The sequence below is a fragment of the Kribbella sp. NPDC050470 genome (genome assembly GCF_044458365.1).
Lineage (GTDB): Bacteria > Actinomycetota > Actinomycetes > Propionibacteriales > Kribbellaceae > Kribbella.
Genome location: NZ_JBITHV010000012.1, coordinates 159,495 through 184,016, shown reverse-complemented (window position 1 = coordinate 184,016; position 24,522 = coordinate 159,495). Strand labels below are relative to the sequence as shown.

The window sequence follows — 24,522 nt, the reverse complement described above, 5'->3', positions numbered from 1 at the left end:
GCCTGCGGGAAACCTCAGGGCAGCGCGGCGAGGTACGGCGCGTGACTGTTCTTGAACTCCCAGCCGTAGTACCGGTCCCAGTTGATCGACCACGTCATCAGCCCGCGGAAGGCCGGCGAGGCCCCGCCACGGAGGCTGTAGCCGCCGCAGTTCTGGCCCTTGACCAGGCAGTCGAGCGCTTGGTGCACGGCTGCCGGGGCGGTGTAGCCGTTGCCTGCGCTGACCGCTGCCGGCAGTCCGAAGGCGATCTGGTCCTGCCGGAGTCCTGGGAACGTCTGACCGGTGTTCGCGACCGGGAAACCGGCCTTGATCATGTCGGTCATTGCGATGTGGAAGTCCGCGCCGCCCATGGTGTGGTACTGGTTGTCCAGCCCCATCACAGGACCGGAGTTGTAGTCCTGGACGTGCAGCACGGTCAGCGCGTCGCGCAGCGCATGGATGACCGGCAGGTAGGACCCGGTCCGGTTGTCGCCGCCGCCCGCACCGCCGTAGAACTGGTACCCGACCTGCACGAAGAACGTCTCCGGCGCCATCGTCAGCACGAAGTTCGCGCCGTACTTCGCCTTGAGCGACTTCAGCGCCGAGATCAGGTTGACGATCACCGGTGTGGTCGGGTTGCGGAAGTCGGTGTCGCCCGCGTTCAGGTACAGCGAGTGTCCTTCGAAGTCGATGTCCAGCCCGTCGAGGCCGTAGCGGTCGATGATCGCGCTGACCGAACTGACGAACGCATCCCGGGCCGCAGCCGTGGTCAGCTGCACCTGCCCGTTGGCGCCGCCGATCGAGATCAGCACCTTCTTCCCGGCCGCCTGCTTGGCCCGGATCGCGCTGACGAACTCCGCCTCGCTCTCCACGTTCGGGCACTCCGCGACCGGGCAGCGGTTGAACCGGATGTCTCCGGACGTCACCGACGTCGGCTCACCGAAGGCCAGGTTGATGATGTTCCACTCCGCCGGCACGTCGGCCATCCGCACGTACCCCGACCCGTTGGCGAAGCTCGCGTGCAGGTAACCGATCAGCGCGTGCTTGGGCAACCCCGTGCTCGTGCAGCCTCCCGTCGTACCTGTCACTGCTGCGGACTTGGCCGACTCACCAGTGCCGTTGTACGCCGCAACCGAGTAGGTGTGACTCGTGCACGTCCCGAGTCCGCTGACGGTCGCCGTCGTACCAGTGACGGTCTGGACGACGTTGGAGCCTTCGTACACCCGGTAGCCCGTGACGGTGCCACTGGAAGCGCCCCAACTCAGCGAGATGCTGCTGTTCGTCGTACCGGTGACGGAAGGCGACCCGGGAACGCCAGGACCGGACGGGTTGCCACCAGGACCATCGAGGCTGATGTCATCCGCCTGGTACGCCGGTTGCCCGTACCAGCCATGCACATACACCTGCACCGACGTCTGACTTGCCCCAGTCGTGAACGAAACGCTCAGCTGCGTGTAGCTCGAAGCAGCCGGCGTCCAGGTCGACGCGCCGCCTGTGACGCCCAGATAGACGTACGACCCACGCACCCAGCCCGACAACGTGTACGCCGTACTGGGCTGCACTGACACGGTCTGGCTGCACTGTGCGTAGTCCGAACTCGACACCGCCCCGTTGAGCGCATAGCCGCCGCTTCGCACCGGGCTGCTGACGACAGACCCGCCAGAGCACGTCCACCCGCTCAGTGACCCGGTCTCGAAGCCCGGATTGGTCAGGACGTTCGCCGCCTGCGCAGTCTGTGTCCCACCGACGAGCAGCAGAACCAGACCGAGCACGACAGCAAGGCACCGTGAACGCATGAGCGGACCTCCCGGGGCGGTTGGAGTTCATTAAGTAGAGACGCTCCTTAACTTCCAGGTCAATGCGCCACCGCTGTCGGCTTCCCGACGCTGTCGGGACCCCGTCGCCGGTTGTTTGGCAGGTTTTCGCCAGCGGCCAGTTGAAGCCAAAACCGTGTAGCCGGCGCTACGTCTTGGCAGGCTCCTCGTCGTCCAGACGTCCCCGTGGAGGCCTACGTGAACCATCCCGTCCTGCGCCGGCGCACCGCTTTGCTCGCGGGCGCCGCGCTGATCACCACCGCCCTGGTGGCTCCACCAGGCTCAGCAGCACCGACCGCACCGCCGCCCGCGTCAGAGGCCACCTCGATGGGGCTGCCGACCTTCGCACCGGGCCGGTACGTCGTGACTCTGGCCGACAAGCCGCTCGCGACGTACGAAGGCGGCATCAGCGGGCTGAAGGCGACCAAGCCGGCCAAGGGCCGCAAGGTGGACGTCGACAGCACCGACGCCAAGCGCTACCGCTCGTTCCTCGGCACCAAGCACGCACAGGTCGCCGCCAAGGTCGGTGCGAAGGTCAGCCAGGACTACTCGACCGCTCTGAACGCGTTCACCGCCTCATTGAGCTCCCAGCAGGTCAACGAGCTCAGCAAGACAGCAGGCGTGGTCTCCGTGGTCCCGGACCAGCTGCACAAGGCTCTGGACGACCGCAAGCCCGCAGACTTCCTCAAGCTCTCCGGCAACGACGGCGTCTGGAAGACCCTCGGCGGTACGACGGAAGCCGGCAAGGGCGTCGTCGTCGGCGTCGTGGACACCGGCGTCTGGCCGGAGAGCGCATCCTTCTCCGGCCCCGCTCTCGGCACCAATCCCCCGACCGCAGCAGACCCCTACCGGCCGTACCGCTCCGGCACCAGCACCGTGATGCAGAAGGCCGACGGCAACACCTTCACCGGAAGCTGCGAGACCGGTGAGAGCTTCACTGCCGACTTGTGCAACACCAAGCTGATCAGCGCGAGGTACTTCGGCGACGGCTGGCTCAACCTGGTCCCACCGGACCAGCGCGCCGACTACGCCTCGCCGCGGGACGGCAACGGCCACGGCACGCACACCGCTTCCACTGCAGCGGGCAAGCCCGGCGTCGACGTCGCGGAGAGCGGCATCAACTTCGGCACCATCTCCGGTGTCGCACCGGCAGCCAAGGTCGCCGTCTACAAGGCGCTCTGGGAAGGCAGGGACGGGAAGAACTCCGGCGGCCTGACCTCCGACATCCTGGCCGCGATCGACCAGGCCGTGGCCGACGGCGTCGACGTGATCAACTACTCGGTCGGCTCGATCTTCGAGACCGCGCACACCGACCCGATCCAGCTCGCGTTCCTGTCCGCGGCTTCGGCAGGCATCTTCGTCTCCGCAGCGGGCGGCAACTCCGGTCCGTACGCGTCCACGCTCGACAACACCTCGCCGTGGGTGACCACGGTCGGCGCAAGCACAGTGGCGCCGTACGCGGGCACTGTGGTGCTGGGCAACGGGCAGAAGTACGCCGGCGTGAGCACGAGCATCGCAGCGCAGACAGGAACCCGCCCGCTGGTGACCGGACCGGCAGTCAAGACCGCATCGGCCAGTGACGCCGACGCGCTGGGCTGTCTGCCCGGCACGCTCGACCCCGCCAAGACCAGCGGCAAGATCGTCGTCTGCGAGCGCGGTGTGGGTGCCCGGGTGGACAAGTCCGCCGAGGTGCTGCGTGCCGGCGGCGTCGGGATGGTTCTGCTCAACGTGTTCGACCAGGACGCGCTCGGCGACTCTCACGTTGTACCGACCGTGCACCTCAACGTCCCGTCTGCTCTCACAGTCAAGGCGTATGCGTCGAGTGCCAGCGCCACCGCAGAGCTAGTGCCCGGCAACACCAGCGGGCAGGACGAGCCATACCCACAGATGGCCGACTTCTCGTCGCGCGGCCCGTCAACGTCGAGCAATGGCGACCTGCTGAAGCCTGACCTCGCCGCACCCGGCGTGAACGTGCTTGCCGCTGTCGCACCGCCGAGCAACGACGGACACAGCTTCGCCTTCTACTCCGGTACGTCGATGGCCGCGCCGCACGTGGCCGGTCTGGCCGCGCTGTACCTGTCCAAGCACCCGGACTGGTCGCCGATGGCAGTCAAGTCCGCGCTGATGACGACTGCTACCGACGTACTGTCTTCTACTGGCGACGTCGACAGCGACCCGTTCGCACGGGGTGCTGGTGAGGTGCAGCCGTCGAAGATGCTCGACCCGGGTCTGGTCTATGACTCCGGTGATGTGGACTGGCTGAGCTACCTCGAGGGCAGAGGTGTTGCGACCGGCACCGGCGTACCGGCTGTCGATCCGAGTGACTACAACGCTCCGTCGATTGCGGTCGGGCAACTGCTCGGCACTCAGACCATCACCCGGCGGGTGACCGCGGTGACCCCTGGGCTCTACCGAGCCACGGTCTCCGTGCCTGGCATGAAGGCGACGGTGATCCCGTCGATCCTGAACTTCACGGCCGCAGGCCAGACCAAGACCTTCACGGTCAAGCTCACCCTCGACACGGCAGCGTCCGGTGAGACCACCAGCGGCTGGCTGACCTGGCAGGGCGCCGGCAAGGCGGTCCGTAGCCCGATCGCCGTCGTACCGACCTCTGTCCTCGCGCCAACCGAGGTCAGCGGCACCGGAGCCTCCGGCACGGCCGGCTTCCAGGCCACCGTCGGCAAAGCCGGCTCCCCCATCCGGGCGTACGGCGTCGTGTCCGCTCCACTCGTCCCTGGTGCAGTGGCGGCCGGGACTGCGGACGCCGACCTGCCTGACTACCCGGTGACCGTCACGACGCAGACCAAGGCGGTGCAGTGGAACATCAAGACCGTCGACCCGGCCGGCAGTATCTGGCTGGTGCTCTACAAGGTCGTGAACGGCCAGAAGCAACTGCTGTCGTTCGTGGGCAACGGGTCCAACCAGGCATCCGCGACGCTCGCGGCGCCGGCTCCGGGCGTGTGGGGTGTTCTCGCGATCACCTTGTCCAACCCGCCTGGTGCTGACACCACGCAGTACACGATGCAGACCAACGTGGTGACCTCCGCTGCGGGCAGCGCCCTCAAGGTCAGCCCGACGGCCGCACCGACCGCCTTCACTCCTTTCCAGGTCACCGCATCCTGGTCCGGTCTGCCGACCGGTCAGCGCTCCACCGGCTTCGTCGAGTTCCCGAACCGGGCCGGCACAGTGGTGACGATCAACTAGATCCAGCGGCGGCGGGCGGCTTGGACGCCCGCCTGGAACCGGGTCTGCGCGCCGAGTGACTCCATCAGCGCGCGGACCCGGCGCTGGGTCGTCCGGGGGCTGATGCGCAGCCGCCGGCTGATCATGTCGTCGGTTGCGCCCCCGGCGAGCAGCAGCAGGATGTCCCGATCGGGCGACCGCAGGGCCGGCACCTCACCGTTGGCGAGCAAGGCCGGCATCGGGATCGCCAGCGCCCACAGCATCTCGAACGTCGCGATCAACCCGTCCAGCAGCCCGGACGACCGGATCAGCAGGTTGGACTCGGCCGGCGCTCGCTTGGTCAGCCCGATCAGCGCGGTGTGGTCGTCCCCGACCGCCATCTTCATCGGCACCTGGGCCAGCACCCGGCTCACCTCGCCCGCCGACTGCAGCTCCGGCAGCACTCCCATGATGTCCTCGGACTCGAACACCTCGGTGCCGTAGATCGCCCGGTACTCGACACCGTCCGCCAGCCGCTCCAGCTCCAGCCGCTGCTGCGTAGACGGCGGCGTCACGTACGGCGGCCGATCCAGCACCCGCACCTCCCGCACAGAGCTCTTCTGCAGCTCCTCATAAGCCCTGAGCAGCGTCGGCCCGTCCTCGATCAGCTCGACCTGATTCCCCTCCAGCACCGGCCGGCCCCGGGCTCCGCGTAGCTCGTCCGCCACCAGTCGCAGTCTCGACAACTGCGCGTCCAGTTCGTCCAGGGGATCCACCACCGCCCCGTCCGCCACCGCAACTCCTCCCCACACCGGCAACAACCGACCTCACACTAAACCGAATTAGCGGAGGCCCAGCAGCGATGTCTCACGCAGCCTTCACGGACACAGTCCAGGGCACGGCCACGGCTGGCCGCAGCGGGCGCAGCAGCCGTCGGGCGTAGGGGCCGGCAGCCAGAGTGGGCTGACCTGTACGGCGCTCGGCGTCGGACGACTGACGACAGGCCCGGCCCGGCTGGGCACCGGCTGTGGGGTGCTCGGGAACCAATGGACCTGGGTGCGGCCGCCGTTGCCATGGGCGGCCAGGAGGGCTTCGATGCCGCCGTCCCAGGTGGAGGTGTTGGGCCAGCGGCCGCGCCATCTCAGGGCCACGGTTCCGTCGGACCACTGGACGCCTTCGGCGAGGGTGCCTGTGGCGCGGATGCCGGAGGCGTGGACGTGGCGGACCAGTCGGAAGAGGCGAGGGGGCCGCTGCGTCGTGTTCACTCCTTCACTCTTGCCCAGCGGCTGCTGTTCACAACAGGTGTGGGCTGTGGGCTGTGTGAACAGCCCACAGCCCACATGTCCTTGCCTACAAGGGTTCTGGCAGCTTTTTGTCGGCGTGGGCTTGTACTGTCTTGGCACGCACCACATGAGCTCGAAGTGCAAACGGGGGTGGTCCTGTGGCTGAGGCAGCGTTCGGCGCGCAGTTGAGGCAGTGCAGGCAGGCAGTCGGCTTGAGTCTGCGCCAACTGGCCGGCCGGGTCGGCTACGACCACAGCTACCTGTCGCAGGTGGAGCGCGGACAGCGCCCCGGCTCTGCCGACTTGGCACGGCTCTGTGATCGCGAGCTCGGCACTGGGAGCCGGCTGATCGCTGCGTTCGAGCAGGGCCGGGCCCGGCCGCAGCCGGCCGAGTCGCTGGTGGCAGCGGATCCGCTGCAGGCGGCTTGGCACGAGCTCGTGCTGTCCTTCGGCATTGTTGATCCGGCTGCCGAGGTCGGGGACTTCCGCGGTGTTCCGCCTGGATGTCTGCTGCCGGAGCTGATCATGGATCTCCGCGCGCTGCCGGCGAGCATGCCGACGCCGGTCGCGCGACTGACCGCGCTCATCGCGCTGACGCTGACCGGGCTCGGGCAGACCTACGCGGCCAGGCGCTGGTGGCAGACAGCCCGAGCCGCTGCGGACAGCTCTGCCGAGCCATCCGTCCGCAGCTCGGTGCGTGCGCTGGAGGCAGTCAGCGGGCTCGCGGAGCGGCGACCACTGCCTCAACTGCTCGACCTCGCCGAAGAGGCCCTGACTCTCGGGCGGCAGACACCGGGCTGCGTCCTGCAGGCGCATGCGGCGCGAGCGCAGGTGCTCGCCGAGCTGGGTCGCAGTGCCGAGGCACACCGCGCTCTTCAGGAGCTCCTGAGTGTTGCGGACGTGGTGCCGGCGACCGGGGCGACGGACGCTTGGCCGACTGACTGGGCGTCGTACCAAGTGCGTTGGGCCGAGGGGCGGATCTGTGCCCGCCTCGGGTATGGCGGCGCCGGTTGTGTGCTGCTGGGACGAGCATTGGAGGAGTGCCCGGAAGCGTGGCTCGGTGAACGTGCCGGAGTGGAGCTCGGGCTGGCCGAGTGTCTTGCTGTGGACGGCGAGGTCGCCGCGAGTGTGGCGCTGGCGCTGCGGGTGTTGGTGGAGTTGCCGGACGAGTGGCACACCTATTACTTGTACGACGCTGCTCAGCGCGTGCTGGACGTCGTGCGCGAGCAGGAGCCCGGGCTGGCGGCGGCGTGGGATCTGCAGGAGGTGCTGAGGCGGCAGGTGTACCTCGATGGCCGCAGAGTGGGCACTGGGTCGAGCGCACTCCAGTGGCAGGGGTAACGTGCCGGAGGTGAGTGAGACCTGGGACTTTGCGGTTGAGGTGCGACACGATCCGGCCAGCGCGGACGCACGCACTGCGGTGCTGGCAAAGCCGGCGTTCGGGCAGGCGTTCACGGACCACATGGTGGTGGCCAACTGGACGGTCGACCGTGGCTGGCATGACCAGAAGGTGACCGCGTACGCACCGCTCACCGTGAGCCCGGCTGCCGCCGTACTGCACTACTCGCAGGAGATCTTCGAAGGGCTCAAGGCCTATCGGCACCCGGACGGATCGGTGTGGGCGTTCCGGCCGGACCGCAACGCCGCTCGGTTCACTACGAGCGCAGCGCGGCTGGCGCTGCCGCAGGTGCCAGAGGACGAGTTCGTCTCGGCGCTGCGGGCGCTGGTGACCGTCGACGAGCCGTGGGTTCCCGCGGCCGACAGCGGCGAGACCAGTCTGTACCTGCGGCCCTACATGATCGCCACCGAGGCGGCGCTGAGCGTGCGACCGGCCCGTGAGGTGCTGTTCGGCGTCATCGCCTCGCCGGCCGGCCCGTACTTCGACACCGGCCCCAAGCCGGTGTCGATCTGGCTGACGACCTCCACGATCCGTGCGACGCCGGGCGGCACCGGCGCCGCCAAGTGCGGCGGGAACTACGCCGCCAGTCTCGCCGGGCTGGCCGAAGCGGTCGCCAACAACTGCGAGCAGGTCGCCTTCGTCGACGCCGTCGAGCACAAGTGGCTCGAGGAGATCGGCAGCATGAACATGTTCTTCGTCTACGCCGACGGCCGCATCGTGACGCCCGAGTTGTCCGGCTCGATCCTCGAAGGCGTCACCCGGGCCTCGGTGCTCGAGCTCGCCGCCGACCTCGGGCACAAGGTCGAGGAGCGCCAGGTGTCCGCGGACGAGTGGAAGGACGGCGTCCGCAGCGGCGAGATCACCGAGGTCTTTGCCTCCGGCACCGCTGCCGTGATCACCCCGATCGGCAGGCTGGCCTGGCCCGACGGCGACCTCACCATCGGCGACCACTCGGTGGACCACGGCGTCGGCCCGGTCACCCGGTCGATCCGCTCCGCCCTGCTCGACCTCCAGTACGGCCGAGTCCCCGACGAGCGTGGCTGGCTGACCCGGCTGGCGTAGTTGCTGCCGGTTGTCCCCCGCGGCGGTTAGGTTGGCCACATGGCTGAGTCCAAGGCGGGGAAGTCGAAGACTCCGGCGGTCGAGCTGGAGGTGGGCGAGCGCACGGTGCGGATCTCCAATCCGGACCGGGTGTACTTCCCGACGCGCGGGGAGACGAAGCTGGATCTGGTCAAGTACTACCTGTCCGTCGGCGACGGGATCGTGCGGGCGCTGCGGGAGCGGCCGTGCATGCTGCACCGGTTCCCCGAGGGCGTGTCCGGCGAGAAGGTGCACCAGAAGCGGTTGCCGCACGGGGCGCCGCCGTGGATGGAGACCGTGCGGGTGAAGTTCCCGCGCTACAACCGTACGGCGGACGAACTCTGCGTCACCGAGGTCGCGCACGTGGCGTGGGCGGTGCAGATGTCGACGGTCGAGTTCCACCCGTGGAACTCCCGTCGCGCCGACACCGAGAAGCCGGACGAGTGGCGGATCGACCTCGACCCGATGCCGGAGTGCCCGTTCGACCGGGTCCGCCAGGTGGCGCACGTCGTACACGAGGTTCTGGACGACCTCGAGGTCGTGGGTTATCCGAAGACATCTGGTGGGTCTGGGATCCACATCTACGTGCGGGTGAAGTCGGAGCATGGGTTCTCCGACGTACGGCGGGCCGCGTTGGCGTTCGCGCGGGAGGTCGAGCGGCGGGCGCCGGACGACGTGACGACGACGTGGTGGCGGAAGGATCGCGATCCGAAGAAGCTCTTCGTCGACTACAACCAGAACGCACGGGACCACACGATCGCGAGTGCGTACTCTGTCCGCGGGAACCCGGAAGGGACCGTGTCGACGCCGATCCGGTGGGACGAGATCGACGACGTGGACCCGAAGGCGTTCACCATCGAGACGGTGCCGGCCCGGTTCGCCGAGCTCGGCGATCTGCACGAGACGATCGACGACACCGCCTACTCCCTCGACACACTGCTCGAGTGGGCGGACCGCGACGAGCGCGAAGGGGCCGAAGAGCCACCCCCGCCCGAGGACTAACCAGTCAATCCGTGGTGCAGCAGGTTGGTGAGGGCGTCGATGGCGGCATCGTCGGAGATCGTCCGGCCGTCCGACGGATTCACGACCAGCCAGGTGTAGGCGAAGCCTTCCATCAGCGCGTTCATTGCCGAGATCGCGACCAGCGGATCGGCCGGCGGGTTGGGCAGGTGGGAGAAGTGCTCGATCATGTGCTGGTCGTCGTCGGCCATGATCCGCTGTAGCCGACGGCCCAGCTCCGGGTCGACCATCGCGGCCTGTTTCACCGCGACCATCTCCGGCAGGTGAGCGCGGTAGAACCGCCAGAACGCCGCGACGTGCCAGCGGATCGACGAGATCTTGCTGAAGTCCGGATCGTGGTCGGAGTCGTCGAGGACGGCGTCATCAGCCGAAGCCAGCATGTCCTTCAGGAGCGCCTCGAGGAGCTCTTCCTTGCCGGCGAAGTGGTTGTAGAAGGATCCCGTCGCCCGGCCTGCGGCCGCGGTGATGTCGGTGATCTTCGTGTTCAGGTACCCGCGCTCGGCGAACACCTCCCGGGCCGCCTGCTTCAGCGCCGCCTCGGTCCCGGCCGCCCGTTCCCGGCGGCTCACCGTGTCCGTCACCAGAACCTCCTTGACACCGAACCCTAGCCAAGTTCATAGTGAATCTAGATTCACTGAATCATGGTTCACCCAAAGGAGACAAGAGATGGCTGTTCTGGTGGCAGGCGCCGGCCCGACCGGGTTGACCCTGGCGATCGACCTGGCCCGGCGCGGGATCGCCGTACGCCTGATCGACAAGGCGACGGAGTACTTCAACGGCTCGCGGGGCGACGGGCTCCAGCCGCGGACCCTGGAGGTCTTCGACGACCTCGGCGTCATCGACGAGGTGCTGAGCCAAGGCCGGTCGCTACCGCTGATGCGCGTGTACCTCGACGGGACACTGGCCGACGAGCGCCGGATGGCCCCGATCCTCGAGCCGACCCCGGACGCCCCGTACCCGAACGCGTGGATGCTCGGCCAGTCCCGCACCGAGCAGATCCTCCGCGACAAACTCCAGGAGTACGGCGTCCACGTCGAGCTCGGCACCGCGATCGTCGGGTTCACCCAGTACGACGACAGCGTGCGAGCCGAACTGTCGACCGGCGAGACGGTCGACGCGCAGTACCTGGTCGGCGCGGACGGCGGCCGGAGCTTCGTCCGCAAGCACCTCGGGATCGCGTTCGAGGGGACGACGGACGAGTCGATCCGGATGCTGCTCGGCGACGTCGCCGCGGACGGGCTCGACCACCAGTTCGGCTACTGGTTCGCGAAGCGGGACAATCCGATGGCCGGGATCGCGCTGACCCCGCTGGCCGGCGGCGACCAGTTCCAGTTCGGCGCACCGCTGGACCACGACGAGGCCGACCCGACGATCGAGACGCTGCAGCAACGAGTCGACGAGTACGCCGGTCCGGGCGTGGCGAAGCTCCGCGACCTGACGTGGTCGACGGTGTGGCGACCGAACGTTCGGCTGGCCGCGAGGTTCCGGGTCGGACGCGTATTCATCGCCGGCGACGCCGCCCACGTCCACCCGCCGACCGGCGGCCAGGGCCTGAACACGGGCGTCCAGGACGCGTACAACCTCGGCTGGAAGCTGGCCGGCGGACGGGAAGAGGTGCTGGCGTCGTACGAGGACGAACGGCGTCGCAACGCGCTGCGGGTGCTCGGGATCAGCGAGGAGCTGATGCAGAAGCACGTCGACGGTGACGAGAGCGCGATGGAACGCGGCGAGAACACCCGCCAGCTCGACGTCTCCTACCGCGACCCGGCCGACACCCGCCCGATCGCCCCCGGCGACCGCGCTCCCGACGCGCCTCTGGTGGATGCCCAGGGCAACAAGCTCCGCCTCTTCGACGTCTTCCGAGGCCCACACGAAAGCCGGCTCCGCTTCACCTCCACCGGTGTCGACGTCGGAGCAGCAAGCTACACATCACCCGAAGCGGTCACCCACTACCACGCCAAGGACGGCGACGAGTTCCTGATCCGCCCGGACGGCTACCTCGCCTAGGATCGTCGGGTGCAGACTCTCGACCCGGCCGCCGCGTATGAGCGCGCTGTCGGTCTGGCCACGCAGGGGCGCCGGGCCGTCCTTGGGATCACCGGGGCACCGGCGGCCGGGAAGTCGACGTACGCCGAGCAGCTGACGGCGAAGCTGGTCGCGGACGGGCACAAGGTCGCGCTCGTGCCGATGGACGGGTATCACCTGGCGCAGTCCGTACTGGACGAGCTCGGGCTCGCCGAGGTGAAGGGCGCGCCGCACACCTTCGACGGGGCCGGATTCGTCGCCATGCTCACCAGACTGAAGCAGTCCCCGGACGAGCAGCTCTGGGCGCCGCGGTTCGACCGTGGAATCGAGGACTCGATCGCCGCGAGCATCGGCGTCGCGCCGGAGGTCACACTGGTCGTGACCGAGGGCAACTACCTGCTGCTAGACGAGATGCCGTGGGCAACCATCCGGACGCTGCTCGACCAGTGCTGGTACGTCGAGGTGCCTGAGCAACTGCGGCACGACCGGCTCGAAGCCCGCCACCGCGCGTTCGGCCGCTCCCCCGAAGAAGCCCACGCCCGCACCTACGGCACCGACGAGCGGAACGCCCGCCGGATCGCGGCCACCGCGCACTCCGCGGATGCGATCGTTCAGCTGCCCTGACAGACCCGCTCGATGAAGCGCTCCACGCCGTCCAGGTAGAGCTGCAGACCGAAGTCGAAGTCCTCGTCCGACTCTTCGTCGAAGGCGCCTACGGTGTCGAAGACGCCGGCGTCCAGGACCCGGGCCAGTGCTGGTAGCTGGCGGGAATCGACGACCCGAGCCAGGACCGCGCCGTACGTGCTGAAGGCGGACGGGTTGTCGGCGAACCCGGCGGCCAGGTCGAGAGACAACCGGATCTCGCCGTGCACGTAGGTCATCAGGCCCATCACGACGCCGACCTTGGCCTCTTCGGGCAGGCCGGTGTCCTGGAGCGCGCCGAGCGCGGCGTCGAACCAGGCGAGGTTGTTCGGCCCGGCGGGCGGGCCGGAGATCGGCAGCTTCGAGTACCACCGGTGCTTGCGGATCGCGACCATCACGCCTTCCGCCCAGAACGTCAGAGCGGTCCGCCAGTCGATCCCTTCCGGCATTGGCTCGGGGCGTTCGAGCGCGGCGTCCGACATCAGCACCAGGAGCTCGTCCTTGCTCTTCACGTGCCGATAGAGCGCCATCGTCGAGTTGCCGAGCCGCTCGGCGACCCGCGCCATCGAGACCGCGGCCAGCCCCTCGGCGTCGGCGAGCTCGATCGCCGACCGGGTGATGTCCTCGACGGTCAGGGACGGCTTCGGCCCCCGCCGACTGCCCTCCCGCAACCGCCACATCAGGGCCACTTCGGACGGCAACTCACTCATTTCCACCGCCTCAGTCTAGGGGTTGCGCGGGCATATAGCGTACCTGCTACGCTATTTAGCGTACTCGATACGCAGTAGGAGGGGACGATGATCGTCGAGGCAACCGGGCTCCGGAAGTCGTACGGCGCGACCGAGGTGCTGACCGGGGTCGACCTGCAGGTCCGGGAGGGAGCGGTGCTCGCTCTGCTCGGGCCGAACGGCGCCGGCAAGACCACGACCGTGCGGATCCTGACCACGCTGACCAGGCCGGACGCCGGCCACGCCACCATCGCCGGGTACGACGTCCTGCGCGAGCCGGCCCAGGTCCGCGGCGTGATCAGCCTGACCGGGCAGTACGCCGCGGTCGACGAGAACCAGACCGGCCGGGAGAACCTGGTGATGGTCGGCCGGCTGATGCATCTCGGTCGGCCGGCCGCGCGACGCCGTACCGCTGAACTGCTCGAGCGGTTCGGGCTGACCGACGCGATGGACCGGCGGGTGAAGACGTACTCCGGTGGGATGCGGCGGCGACTCGACCTGGCGATGAGCCTGATCGCGCAGCCGCGGGTGATCTTCCTGGACGAGCCGACCACCGGGCTCGACCCGGCCAGTCGGTCGACGATGTGGGACGCGATCGGGGAGCTGGTCCGCGAGGGGACCACGATCCTGCTGACCACGCAGTACCTGGAGGAGGCGGACCGGTTGGCCGACCGGATCGTGCTGCTCGACAAGGGCCGGATCGTCGCCACCGGCACCGCCGACGCACTCAAGGCGCAGCTCGGCGGCGAGCGGATCGAGCTCCGCTTCGCGGACGACGTGCAGTTGCTGAAGGCAACCGGGCTGCTCCGGGCCGAGGCGCCGGACGGCGCCGGCGACTGGAGTGGGACCGATGGCGTGCTGGTGGATCAGTTGGTGGTGAGTCTGCCGTCGGACGGTTCGGCGGCCCACCTGCACCACGTGCTGGACGTGTTGCGGGACAACGGGGTGCAGCCGGAGCGAGTGTCGTCGCACCGGCCGACGCTGGACGACGTGTTCCTGGCCCTGACGGCCTGAGGAGGGGTTGAGATGTCACATCAAGGAGCCGCGGCCGCGGTGTCCGACGTGGTCACGATGATCGACCGCTCGGTGCGGCTGATGCGCCGCAACGTGGACACGCTGTTCGTGTCGATCCTGCTGCCGATGCTGATGATGGCGCTGTTCGTCTACGTGTTCGGCGGCGCGATCAACACCGGCACGGAGTACATCAACTACGTGGTCCCGGGGATCCTGCTGCTGACCACCGGGTACGGCGCGTCCAACACGGCGATGGCGGTCGCCGACGACATGACCAGCGGGATGATCGACCGGCTGCGATCGCTGCCGATCCGCAGTTTCGCCGTGCTGACCGGCCATGTGACTGCGAGTATCGCGCGTAACTCCGTGTCGACGGCGATCGTCATCCTCGCCTCCCTGGCGATGGGTTTCCGGCCGGTTGCCGGCCTCGGCGACTGGCTGGCCGCGATCGGGCTTCTGCTGCTGTACGTCCTTGCGCTCTCCTGGCTCGCGGCCGGTCTCGGCGTGATCGCGAAGTCGGTCGAGTCGGCCAGCACGCTGAGCTTCTTCATGCTGTTCCTGCCCTACCTGAGCAGTGCGTTCGTGCAGCCCGAGACGATGCCGTCGTGGCTGCGGCCGATCAGCGAGCACCAGCCGATCACGCCGGTGATCGAGACCGTGCGCGGCTTCCTGATCGGGACCCCGATGGGGAACAACGGCTGGATCGCGCTGGCCTGGTGTACCGGTCTGCTCCTGCTCTCGGTAACACTCGCGACGTGGTTGTACAAGCGCCGCGTAGGCCGTTGACCGCAGGTTTCGGGCCGTTCGGCGAAATCGCCCGGTGCGACGTGCCGGTTTGGTTCGAACATGACCCCGCGACCGGGATACGGTTCAAGTCCCCCCCAACGTGTGGTGGTCCCACTCCCCCCGGGACCCACACGGACAAGCGCCCCGGTCACTGATCGGGGCGCTCTGTTTTCCCTGCAGGACAAGGGATTCCGGACTGGACCTCAACTGCAGGCGACGGGCAGAGCTCGGAGCCCGCGGGTGCGGATCGAGTCGCGCCACACCAGGTCCTCCGGCGCGGCGGCGAGGCTCAGGTCCGGGGTGTGATCGAGCAGCGCTTCGAGCGCGATCGTGGTTTCGAGCCGTGCGAGCGGAGCACCCAGGCAGTGGTGGATGCCGTGGCCCAGCGCGAGGTGGCCGCGAGTACTGCGGTCGAGGTCGACGTGGTCCGGGTCGGGGAAACGGTCCGGGTCGCGGTTGGCCGAGGAGAGACCGAGGAGGACGGTCTCGCCGGCCGGGATCACCACCCCGCCGATCTCCACGTCCTCGACCGGGAAGCGCCGGATCGCGAGGGGCGCCGGACCGTCGTAGCGCATCAGCTCGTCGACCGCTGCGGGCAGCAGCGAGCGATCCGACTGCAGCCGCTCCCACAACGGTCGATCCGTGAGCAGCGCGAGGGTCGCGTTGCCGATCAGGTGGACGACGTTCTCGTAGCCGGCGAACAGGATCAGGAAGACCAGTGACGTCAGTTCGTCGTCGCTGAGCCGGTCGCCGTGGTCCCGGGCCGCGATCAGGTCGGTGATCAGGTCGTCGCCGGGCACCGCTCGCTTGCCGGCGATCAGACCTGCGAAGAAGGTCAGCATCGCCCCGATCGCGTTCCGCGCGTCTTCCGGGCGCGGTGGCGCGAGCATGGCGTCGGTCCAGGCGCGGAAGTCGGTCCGGACGCCTTCCGGTACGCCGAGCAGCTCGCAGATCACGGTGATCGGCAGCGGAGCGGCGTACTCGGCGACCAGGTCGGCCTGTCCCCGGCGGACCACGGGCTCGAGCAGGGCGTCCGCCGTACGGCGGATCGGTTCGGCGAGCGCTTCGACGCGGCCCGGGGTGAAGGCCTTGGTGACCAGCGCGCGGATCCGGGTGTGGTCGGGCGGGTCCATGTTCAGGAGGTTGGCGTCTAGGGCGGGCGGGAGATTGAGGCCGCGGTAGTTGCCGGGCAGCGCGTGCCGCCGGTCCACGGACAGTCTCGGGTCCGCGAGCGCTTGGCGGACGTCGTCGTACCGGGTGACCAGCCAGGAAGGGCTGCCGTCCGGTCCGGCGATCCGGTGGACGGGCCCGCTGGAGCGGAGGGCGGAGTAGCCGGCGTACGGATCGCTGGGCGTGATCGTCACCGGCCCAAAAGTAGCCGAAAAAAGTTCTGGCGAGGTTGTCGAATCCGGCGGATCTGGTCCGACGTATCAGTGAGAGCGACCAAAGGAGAGGGTCAGAATGAACACCACCGCTACCGCCACCACCGACACCGCCACCACCAACCTGATCATCACCATGCTGGCCGAGGGCAGCCCGGTCTGGTTCGTCGCCGGAATGGTCAACATGCGCAGCCACGACGTCTACGTGATCGGCCGAGCCGCCGGCTATCCGGACAAGTCGAAACTGCGCCGGGCCGTCTGGGCGCAGAAGAACCGCACCCGCGAGCTGCAGGCCGCCTGACCTGCCCCCCTCTTCTTCAGGCGCTCGAAGACACCGTCAGCCGCTGTTGCCCACCCGGGCACAGCGGCTGACGTCTGTCCGGAGTGTGGTTGGGCGTAGGGATGGTGGGGCTGGACCCACTCCTGGGCCGATTCGGCCGGATTCGCCGGCCGGGTGGTGCACAGTGAAATCACCAGTCGTGGCGAGAAGAGGTTTCCGATGTCGTGGGCAACGAGAGTCAGCGTGGGATTCGTCCGGGCGTGCGCCGTCACGGTCGTGACCATGCTGGTCCCGGTCGTGTGGGCGATCGCCGGGACGGTGGCCGTCTGGTGGGCGGGCAATCCCTGGTCCTGGATCCCGTTGTTCGTCGTCGCCGGCCTCGCCACGCTGGCCCTCGCCCGCCCGGTCTGCCGGATGGCACGTGCCCTCGTCGCGAGGTGGACGGGCACCGCGCTCCCGGGCGGCTACCTGGAAGTCGGACCGATCACGCAGCTGTCGACCGGGTTCTGGTGGAACGGCACGTCTTACTCGCGGACCAGCAAGGAGGCTCGTGAGGACCAGGAGCTGCGGCTGCGGTTCAAGGACCCGGCCAACTGGCGGGACCTGCGGTTCGTGGCTATCGCACCGTTCGCTGCCGGCCTGGTCGCTGCCATCCCACCCGCCGGCGTGGTGGTCGCCGTCCTCGGCTTCGTGGGATCGATGCCGGCGCTCGGGGTTGCCGGACTGGTCGTGGCGATCGCGACTTCGCCGTACGCGTGGCGTCCGTTCGCGCCGGTCGCCGTACGGTTTCTGCGTCCGTCGGCGTCGATGGCGCTGGCGCAGCGAGTCGACGAGTTGACTGCGCAGCGGGCGGACACGACGGTGGCGCAGGCGGCCGAGATCCGGCGGATCGAGCGGGACCTGCACGACGGAGCGCAGGCGCGCCTCGTCGCCCTCGGCCTCTCCCTGGCCACCGCGGAGAAGCTGATGGAGACGAACCCCGACCAGGCCAAGGCGCTGTTGCGGGAGGCGCGAGTCGGCGCCGCCACCTCGTTGTCCGAACTGCGCGAACTCGTCCGCGGGATCAACCCGCCGGTGCTGAACGAGCGCGGTCTGGTCGACGCAGTCCGCGCACTCGCGATGGACTGCCCACTCGAGACGACGGTCGATGCCGACGGGCCGCTGACCCTGGATCCGCCGATCGAGTCCGCGCTGTACTTCGGTATCGCCGAGCTGCTCACCAATGCGGTCAAGCACGCGCACGCGTCGCGGGCACAGATCTCCATCACGCGCGGCGAGACCGCGATCGTGGTCCGGGTCGAGGACGACGGCCAGGGCGGCGCGAGGGTCGACGCCGCGGGTGGACTGGACGGGTTGCGGCGGCGGCTCGCCGCGTTCGACGGCACCCTGGACCTGACCAGCCCGGCCGGCGGGCCGACCCGTGCGAGGATGACGGTGCCATGCGAATCGTTGTAGCCGAAGACCTCTACCTTCTGCGCGATGGGATGGTCCGTCTCATCGAGGCGTACGGGCATGAGGTCGTGGCGACCGCGGCTACCGGTCCGGAGACGCTCGCCGCGCTGCTGAAATGGCGACCGGACGTCTCCGTCATCGACGTACGAATGCCGCCGACCCAGTCCGACGAGGGCCTGAAGGCTGCGCTGGCCGCGCGCCGCGACGTGCCTGGGCTGCCGGTCCTGATCCTCTCGCAGCACGTCGAGCAGCTCTATGCCCGTGAGCTCCTCGCCGGCGGCGCTGCCGGTGTCGGGTACCTGCTCAAGGAGAGTGTGTTCGAGGCCGACCAGTTCGTCGACGCACTGGAACGGGTCGCCGCGGGCGGGACCGCGATGGATCCGGCGGTCATCACCAAACTGATGTCCAGCTCGAACCAGCCGATCGGCAAGCTGACCGAACGCGAGAACGCGGTCCTCGCCCTGATGGCCGAGGGCCTGTCCAACCAGGCCATCGGCCGGCGGCTGTTCCTCAGCGAGAGCGCCATCAGCAAACACACGACCTCGCTGTTCGGCAAGCTCGGCATCCACGACGACGACAGCAGCAACCGCCGCGTCCTCGCCGTCCTCACCTACCTGGGACTCACCGGTTCTTGAGCTGCTCGGTGAAGAAGCGTTCCACCGTCGGGAGGATCTTGCGACCGGAGTGGGCAGCGCCGGGTACGACGTCGAAGGTGACGTCGAGGCCGTGCGAGCGGTAGTTCTTCTCCAGGGTGCGCAGCCGCTCGATCCGGGTGGTGCCGGTCAGCTCGGCGCCGTCCATCCAGTTGGACTCGCCGCGGTTCATGATCTCCCAGGTCTCGACATCCTCGGAGCCGACCACGAGCTGGATCGGCACCCGGCGCAACGCGTCCACGTCGATCGGCTGGCCGAACTTCTCCTCGAAGCCCTTCGTCCCCAGCCACCAGGGCAGGGTGTCGTCGAGCTGGGTGATCCGCCCCGGCGCGCCGATCGAGGCGGCGGCGAGCCGGTCCGGGTGCAGGTAGAGGAACCGGTGCGTGAACTGCCCGCCGCCGGAGAACCCGTGCAGGTAGAACTTCTCCGCGCCGACCGGGAACCGGTCCGCGACCTCGTCCACGATCGCCAGCAGCATCCGGTCGAACCGGATCCCCTGGTACTCGATGAACTTGAAGTTGTGCAGATCGGTCGGGTCGACCAGCCCGGCCGGGAAGATCGGGGTCAGGATGACCGCGCCCTGCTCGTCCGCGAAGTCCTTCAGCTGAGTGCGGTAGTTGGCCGCCGATCGCGCCGTACCGTGCTGGACAACCACCAGCGGGGCGCGGTCGTCGTCGGCCAGCTGCTGCGGCACGTACAGGCAGTAGTGCAGCCGGGGGTCGGCCTGGGACGCGAAGATCGGCGTCGCCCCGCGCTGGTAGAAGGTCGAGGTGTGTGTCATGGACGTCCTTCGGTGAGTGCGAACGCGGCTCTCAGCTCGCCGACCCGCTCCGGCTGCCAGCCGGGTCCGGGGGCGGAGGAGAGCAGCATCTGGGTGTAGGGGTGCCGGGGCCGGCGCAGCAGTGCGCCGGTGTCGTCCTGCTCGACGTCCGCGCCGCGGTACATCACGACGATCCGGTCGGTGACCTCCCCGACCACGGCGAGATCGTGGCTGACGAAGACCAGCGCGATCCCGGAGGAGGCGCGGATCTCGTTGAGCAGGGCAAGGATCTTGGCCTGGACCGAGACGTCCAGGGCGGAGACCGCCTCGTCGAGGACGAGGACCTTCGGGCGTACGGCGAGCGCCCGGGCGATCGCGACTCGTTGCCGCTGGCCACCACTGAGCTCATGGGGCCTCGAGGCCAGCAGTCGTTGGTCGAGTCCCACCTGGTCGAGCAGCCGGTTGACCTCGTCGGTGGGCGCGTCTTGCCGGTGCCGGCGCAGGACGTCGCGAAGGCAGCCTTCGACGGTCAGCCGCCGGTCGAGTGAGGTGTACGGGTCCTGGAAGACCATCTGGATCGCGCGGGCACGCTGCAACCGGGCCGCCCGCCCGCGTCCGGACCGATGGATCTCGACACCGTCGATCGTGACGCTGCCGGAGTCCGGCGCGGTCAGGCCGACCAGCATCCGTGCGACCGTCGTCTTGCCGGAGCCGGACTCGCCGACCACGCCGAGCGATCCACCGGCCTCGACGCTGAAGCTGATGTCCTTGGCCGCGACGGTCGGGGCCGCTCCGCGACGCCCGCCGTACGTCTTGCCGAGGTTCTGCACCTGGAGCAGGCTCATGACGGCACCTCCGCACGCTCGGGCAGCTTCGGTACGGCGTCCGCCAGCGCCCGGGTGTAGTCGTTGGACGGGTTCTCGAAGATCGTCGCGCCGGGCTGGTGATCGACGATCAGGCCGTCCTTCATCACGTAGACGCGATCGCAGTACGCGCCGGCCAGGTGCAGGTCGTGGGTGATGAACAGCACCCCGAGATCCCGCTCCGCCCGCAGTCGCTTCAGCAGCGCCAGCACCTCGGCCTGCGTGGTCACATCCAGCGCACTCGTCGCCTCGTCGGCCAGCAGCAACCGCGGGTCGATGCTCAGCGCGGCCGCGATCACCACCCGCTGCAGCATGCCGCCGGACAACTGGTGCGGGTACAGCCGCAGCAGCCGCTCAGGATCCCGCAGTCCGACCTCGCCGAACAGTTCGACGATCTTGCCGCGCGCAACGTTCTTGCGCACGCCGTGCACCTGGACGAGCCGTTCGGTCGCCGAGTCGCCGATCCGCCGGACCGGGTTCAGAGCGGTGCGCGGCGCCTGGAAGATCATCGCGGCCTGATGTGCCCGGACCTGCTGGACCTCGGCCGGTGCGCACGACAGTACGTCGGTGTCGCCGACCACGACCGAACCGGAGGTGACGGCCCGGTCCGGGAAGAGCTTCAACGCCGCCCGGGCCGTGGTGGACTTGCCGGAGCCCGACTCCCCCACCAGCCCGACGGTTTCGCCGGCGTCGACGGACAGCGAGATGCCACGCAGGATCTCGGTCGTGCGGACGCCGACCTTCAGGTCATCGATCTGCAGGAGGCTCATCGGCGCACCGCCAGCTTGTCGGAGAGCCGGACGCCGACCACGTTGGTCGCGACGACCACGATCGCGATCGTCAGACCGGGGACCAGCGCTGGGCCGACGATGCCCTGGATGACTCCGGTCCGGCCTTCCTGGACCATCAGGCCCCACTCCGAGCTCGGCGGCTGGGAGCCGAAGCCGAGGAAGTTCAGCGACGCGAGACTCATCAGTCCCTCCCCGAACAGCACCACGAGGTACCCGACCAGCGTCGGCAACAGGTTCGGCAGCAGGTAGCGCAGGCACAGGAAGAACCCGCCGACCCCCTGCAGCCGGTACGCGTCGACGTACGGCCGGGCGATCTCCTCGAGCGCGATCGACCGGGTGAACTTGGCGATCGCCGGTGCGTAGGCGAGCGCCAAACCGAGCACCGAGGTCAGCTCACCGCGGTCGAACACCGCGATGCACAGCACGACGAACAGCAGGCCCGGGAACGCGAACATCACGTCCGTGATCCGGCTCAGCGCGGTGTCGACCCACCCACGTTTCCACGCGGCGGTCACACCGATCAGCACGCCGAGCACGGTCGCGACGGCCAGCAGCGCGATCGCCCCGAGCAGGCTCGGCCGGGCGCCGTGGATGATCCGGGACAGCAGGTCCCGGCCGAGCTGGTCGGTCCCGAGCCAGTGCTCGGCACTGGCCGGCTGCCAGATCGCGCCGAAGTCGGTCTTCGCCGGGTCGTACGGCGCCACCCACGGAGCGAACGCGGCCGCGAGCACGGCGACCACGAGCACGCCGGCGCTCAGGTAGAACGGCCACTCGTGCTTGCGGCGTACGCCGGTCACATCGGTCAGTACGGCGGTGGCAGTCATGCGGCACTCCTGGCCAGAACGCGGGCGTCGAGCAACGGGTAGAGCAGGTCGACGATGACCGTGACCGCCATGTACGCGATCACCATGTAGAGCAGGATCGCCTGCACCACCGGGAAGTCGTGCGTGTTGATCGCCTCGACCAGCAGGCTGCCGATGCCGTTCAGGCCGAAGACGCCTTCGACCACGACGGTGCCGGCCAGCATGCCGGCCACGATCAGGCCGCACATCGTGACGATCGGGCCGAGCGAGTTCCGCAGTACGTGCCGGACCACTGTCCTGCGCTGGGCCAGGCCGTAGCTGCGGGCGGCCTCGACGTGGTCGAGGCTCTGCTGCTCGACCATCGTCTGCCGGGTGACGCGGCTGACCACCGCGACCGCGCCGAGGGACAGCGCGATCGCGGGCAGGGTCAGGTGGTGGATCCGGCCGAGGAACCCCTCGCCCGGACCCGACACCGCGAACCAGCGCAGCTTCACCGCGAACACCGAGATCAGCACCACTGCGACGACGAAGTTCGGGATCGAGGTGGCGAACGTCGTCACGCCGGTGATCAGCGCGTCCACGGCGGTCCCGCGGCGCAGCGCCGACCAGATCCCGAGCAGCACGCCGATCACGATGAACAGCACCGACGCGTACACGACCAGGGACAGCGTCACCGGCAACCGGCTGCCGAGCAGCGTCGTGACCGGTTGCTGGTAGACCATCGAGGTCCCGAAGTCGCCGTGCAGCAGGTCCTTCGCCCAGGTCAGGTACTGGGTGACGAACGGGTCGTCGAGGTGGTACTCGGCCCGCACCGCGGCGATCCGCTCCGGTGTCATGTTCTCCGGGTTCCCGATCAGGAACGACACCGGGTCCCCGGGCGCCGCGTACATGCCGGCGAAGATCACGAACGAGCTGATCACCAGGGTGAGCACCATCGCGCCGAAGCGCCGCAGTGCGATCATTGCAGGCATTCCGACCCCCACTCAGGCCCCCTTGGTCCCCAGGTCGGCGGCCCACGGGTAGTAGCGGTAGCAGCCGCTCGCCGGCACCCCGGTCACCTTGCTGGACAGCGCGACCGTGCTCGGGCTCTGCACCACCGGGATCCACGGCATCGCGTCGTTCCAGCGCTTGGCCAGGTCGATCGCGATCGTCGCCCGCTCCGCGTCCTCGAGCGCGGCGCGGCCCTTGCTGACCAGCTCGTCGTACGCCGGGTCGCGCAGCAGCCACTGCACCGAGGAGTTGGTGGCGCCGTTCTTGTAGAAGCCGACCGGGTCGTTCTTGGAGATGAAGTAGTCGTCGCTGAACAGGTCGGCGGTCTTGCGCACCGACTCGTCGGTCATGTCGTAGCCCTGGGTCGGGATCTGCGTGATCGTCGCCTGCAGCCCGATCTTCTGGGCGGCGTCGACGACGGCGTTCGCGATCACGTTGCGGACCGGGCTGCCGTCGCTGGCGACCACGATCGGCTGGGTCTGGCCGACGTCCTGCACCAGCTTCTTCGCCGCGTCCAGATCGGCCTGCTGCGGCGAGGCGGGCAGTCCGCCGAGGGCGTCGTACGCCGCCTGGAACTTGGCCTTCTCGTAGCCCCACGCGCCGGAGCCGACCGGTTCCTTCCAGGGCTGGCCGAGACCCGAGAGCGCCGCCTTGGAGACGCCTTCGCGGTCGATCGCCAGCGCGAGCGCCTTGCGGAGCCGGACGTCCTTCAGGGCGCCCTTCTCGGTGGCCATCAGGTTCCAGACCCGGGTGTCGGGGCCCTGGCTGACCGTGGTGACGCTGCCGGCGGCGAGCTGAGTCGCCGAGGACAGGTTCTCCAGGTACGAGCCGGTCGCGGCGCCGGTGACGAGCGAGTTGACGATCACGTCGTCACTGCCCCACTTGAAGGTGATCTTGTCCGTCTTGGCCGCCTTCTCCGGGTTCCAGTACGTCGCGGCCTTGGTCAGCGTGATCTGCTTGCCCGGCGACCACTCGCTGAGCTGGAACGGGCCGGTGCAGGCGTCCTTGCCGTCCGGGCCACCGAACCTCTTGCCCTGGGACTCGACCAGCTTGCGGCTCCAGACCACGCCCGCGTCACCCGCGATCGCCTCGACGAAGACGGCGTCCGGCTGCTTGAACTTGACGGTGATCTCGTTCGGCCCGGTCTTCGCGACACCGGTCACGTTGACGTACTCGTCGGACTCCGAGGCGCCTTCGGCCGAGTGCCGCTGCAGGCTCCACAGCACGTCGTCGGCGGTCATCGGGCTGCCGTCGTGGAACTTCACGCCCTGGCGGATCGTGAAGACCAGGCTGGTCTTGTCCTTCCACTCGTACTTCTCCGCCAGCCCGGGCTTGAGCGTCAGGTCGGGCTGGAGCTGCAGCAGGCGGTCGCAGACGTTCGCCATGATCAGGTCGCTCTGCGAGTTCGCCGCGTCCGCGTCGAGATCGAGCGACCGCGGTTCCTTGGTCATGAACCAGGTCGCCTGGTCGAGCTGACCGGCCGCGGCCGGCGTGCTGTCGACGAGCTTGACCTGGTCCTTGACGGGCGACTGTGCGGCGTTCTGGCCACCACCACACCCTGCGAGGAGGAGTACGGCGGAGGCACAGAGCACCGCACTCACTGGCTTGGCGGACATG

General features: G+C 68.8%; 23 protein-coding genes. 11 read left to right on the top strand and 12 right to left on the bottom strand.

Features of this window, described 5'->3' with window-relative positions; all coding sequences use genetic code 11:
• Nucleotides 1-14 precede the first annotated feature (14 nt).
• Nucleotides 15-1,775, bottom strand: a complete 1,761-nt coding sequence (locus ACIBGM_RS34465) for a chitinase (RefSeq protein WP_396387910.1) — start codon at nt 1,773-1,775, stop codon at nt 15-17.
• A gap of 216 nt (nt 1,776-1,991) precedes the next feature.
• Between ACIBGM_RS34465 and ACIBGM_RS34460 the strand changes: the two genes are divergently transcribed.
• Nucleotides 1,992-4,997: a S8 family serine peptidase gene (locus tag ACIBGM_RS34460; protein WP_396387909.1), complete on the top strand. Its 3,006-nt coding sequence runs from the start codon at nt 1,992-1,994 to the stop codon at nt 4,995-4,997.
• On the opposite strand, the gene ACIBGM_RS34455 is transcribed toward ACIBGM_RS34460, so the two are convergent.
• Complete coding sequence (locus ACIBGM_RS34455; RefSeq protein ID WP_396387908.1) at nt 4,994-5,749, bottom strand: hypothetical protein; 756 nt, start codon at nt 5,747-5,749, stop codon at nt 4,994-4,996. The two genes, ACIBGM_RS34460 and ACIBGM_RS34455, sit on opposite strands and share 4 nt — an antisense overlap.
• An 84-nt stretch (nt 5,750-5,833) precedes the next feature.
• A complete protein-coding gene (locus ACIBGM_RS34450; protein ID WP_396387906.1) occupies nt 5,834-6,220 on the bottom strand; it encodes a hypothetical protein in 387 nt (128 codons plus the stop codon).
• Nucleotides 6,221-6,396: 176 nt separating this feature from the next.
• Here ACIBGM_RS34450 and ACIBGM_RS34445 point away from each other — a divergent pair, with 176 nt between their 5' ends.
• From ACIBGM_RS34445 to ligD, 3 genes are read left to right on the top strand one after another with little or no spacing between them, the layout of a single operon-like run.
• A complete protein-coding gene (locus ACIBGM_RS34445) occupies nt 6,397-7,578 on the top strand; it encodes a helix-turn-helix domain-containing protein (protein WP_396387905.1) in 1,182 nt (393 codons plus the stop codon).
• Between the two features lie 10 nt (nt 7,579-7,588).
• The gene (locus ACIBGM_RS34440; protein ID WP_396387904.1) at nt 7,589-8,698 is read left to right on the top strand and encodes a branched-chain amino acid aminotransferase; all 1,110 of its coding nucleotides are present in this window, start codon (nt 7,589-7,591) and stop codon (nt 8,696-8,698) included.
• A 39-nt stretch (nt 8,699-8,737) separates the two neighbouring features.
• Nucleotides 8,738-9,718 carry a non-homologous end-joining DNA ligase gene (gene ligD / locus ACIBGM_RS34435; protein WP_396387903.1) on the top strand — a complete coding sequence of 327 codons (981 nt, stop codon included), beginning with the start codon at nt 8,738-8,740 and terminating at the stop codon, nt 9,716-9,718.
• Here the strand turns inward: ligD and ACIBGM_RS34430 are convergent.
• Nucleotides 9,715-10,317 (bottom strand): TetR/AcrR family transcriptional regulator, encoded by a 603-nt coding sequence (locus ACIBGM_RS34430; protein ID WP_396387902.1) that lies wholly within the window; start codon nt 10,315-10,317, stop codon nt 9,715-9,717. The two genes, ligD and ACIBGM_RS34430, sit on opposite strands and share 4 nt — an antisense overlap.
• Before the next feature lie 85 nt (nt 10,318-10,402).
• On the opposite strand from ACIBGM_RS34430, the gene ACIBGM_RS34425 reads away from it, so the two are divergent.
• Both ACIBGM_RS34425 and ACIBGM_RS34420 read left to right on the top strand, forming a co-directional pair.
• A complete protein-coding gene (locus ACIBGM_RS34425; RefSeq protein WP_396387901.1) occupies nt 10,403-11,743 on the top strand; it encodes an FAD-dependent monooxygenase in 1,341 nt (446 codons plus the stop codon).
• Nucleotides 11,744-11,752: 9 nt separating this feature from the next.
• Entirely contained in the window at nt 11,753-12,385 is a 633-nt protein-coding gene (locus tag ACIBGM_RS34420; RefSeq protein ID WP_396387900.1) for a nucleoside/nucleotide kinase family protein, read from the top strand.
• Here ACIBGM_RS34420 and ACIBGM_RS34415 read toward each other — a convergent pair.
• On the bottom strand, nt 12,373-13,113 hold the full coding sequence (locus ACIBGM_RS34415; RefSeq protein ID WP_396387899.1) for a TetR/AcrR family transcriptional regulator: 741 nt from the start codon (nt 13,111-13,113) through the stop codon (nt 12,373-12,375). The genes ACIBGM_RS34420 and ACIBGM_RS34415 overlap by 13 nt on opposite strands.
• 87 nt (nt 13,114-13,200) lie before the next feature.
• Here ACIBGM_RS34415 and ACIBGM_RS34410 point away from each other — a divergent pair, with 87 nt between their 5' ends.
• The gene (locus tag ACIBGM_RS34410) at nt 13,201-14,145 is read left to right on the top strand and encodes an ATP-binding cassette domain-containing protein (RefSeq protein ID WP_396387898.1); all 945 of its coding nucleotides are present in this window, start codon (nt 13,201-13,203) and stop codon (nt 14,143-14,145) included.
• 12 nt (nt 14,146-14,157) lie between these two features.
• Nucleotides 14,158-14,931, top strand: coding sequence for an ABC transporter permease (locus ACIBGM_RS34405; protein ID WP_396387897.1), 774 nt, complete (start codon nt 14,158-14,160; stop codon nt 14,929-14,931).
• A gap of 203 nt (nt 14,932-15,134) precedes the next feature.
• Here ACIBGM_RS34405 and ACIBGM_RS34400 read toward each other — a convergent pair whose 3' ends face one another.
• Complete coding sequence (locus ACIBGM_RS34400) at nt 15,135-16,295, bottom strand: cytochrome P450 (protein WP_360528159.1); 1,161 nt, start codon at nt 16,293-16,295, stop codon at nt 15,135-15,137.
• A gap of 97 nt (nt 16,296-16,392) precedes the next feature.
• On the opposite strand from ACIBGM_RS34400, the gene ACIBGM_RS34395 reads away from it, so the two are divergent.
• From ACIBGM_RS34395 to ACIBGM_RS34385, 3 genes are all read left to right on the top strand, one after another.
• Nucleotides 16,393-16,614, top strand: a complete 222-nt coding sequence (locus ACIBGM_RS34395) for a hypothetical protein (protein WP_396387896.1) — start codon at nt 16,393-16,395, stop codon at nt 16,612-16,614.
• A gap of 222 nt (nt 16,615-16,836) precedes the next feature.
• Nucleotides 16,837-18,048, top strand: coding sequence for a sensor histidine kinase (locus ACIBGM_RS34390; RefSeq protein WP_396387895.1), 1,212 nt, complete (start codon nt 16,837-16,839; stop codon nt 18,046-18,048).
• On the top strand, nt 18,033-18,680 hold the full coding sequence (locus ACIBGM_RS34385; protein WP_396387894.1) for a LuxR C-terminal-related transcriptional regulator: 648 nt from the start codon (nt 18,033-18,035) through the stop codon (nt 18,678-18,680). Before ACIBGM_RS34390 ends, ACIBGM_RS34385 begins: the two co-directional genes overlap by 16 nt.
• On the opposite strand, the gene ACIBGM_RS34380 is transcribed toward ACIBGM_RS34385, so the two are convergent.
• The 6 genes from ACIBGM_RS34380 to ACIBGM_RS34355 are packed head-to-tail and all read right to left on the bottom strand — an operon-like array spanning nt 18,667 to nt 24,521.
• The gene (locus ACIBGM_RS34380; protein ID WP_396387893.1) at nt 18,667-19,479 is read right to left on the bottom strand and encodes an alpha/beta hydrolase; all 813 of its coding nucleotides are present in this window, start codon (nt 19,477-19,479) and stop codon (nt 18,667-18,669) included. The genes ACIBGM_RS34385 and ACIBGM_RS34380 overlap by 14 nt on opposite strands.
• Complete coding sequence (locus ACIBGM_RS34375) at nt 19,476-20,303, bottom strand: ABC transporter ATP-binding protein (protein WP_396387892.1); 828 nt, start codon at nt 20,301-20,303, stop codon at nt 19,476-19,478. Before ACIBGM_RS34375 ends, ACIBGM_RS34380 begins: the two co-directional genes overlap by 4 nt.
• Nucleotides 20,300-21,091, bottom strand: a complete 792-nt coding sequence (locus ACIBGM_RS34370) for an ABC transporter ATP-binding protein (protein ID WP_396387891.1) — start codon at nt 21,089-21,091, stop codon at nt 20,300-20,302. The genes ACIBGM_RS34375 and ACIBGM_RS34370 overlap by 4 nt, the downstream gene beginning before the upstream one ends.
• Nucleotides 21,088-21,936, bottom strand: coding sequence for an ABC transporter permease (locus ACIBGM_RS34365; protein WP_360528180.1), 849 nt, complete (start codon nt 21,934-21,936; stop codon nt 21,088-21,090). The genes ACIBGM_RS34370 and ACIBGM_RS34365 overlap by 4 nt, the downstream gene beginning before the upstream one ends.
• Entirely contained in the window at nt 21,933-22,877 is a 945-nt protein-coding gene (locus ACIBGM_RS34360) for an ABC transporter permease (RefSeq protein WP_396387890.1), read from the bottom strand. Before ACIBGM_RS34360 ends, ACIBGM_RS34365 begins: the two co-directional genes overlap by 4 nt.
• Nucleotides 22,878-22,898: 21 nt before the next feature.
• On the bottom strand, nt 22,899-24,521 hold the full coding sequence (locus ACIBGM_RS34355; RefSeq protein WP_360528186.1) for an ABC transporter substrate-binding protein: 1,623 nt from the start codon (nt 24,519-24,521) through the stop codon (nt 22,899-22,901).
• Nucleotide 24,522 lies beyond the last annotated feature (1 nt).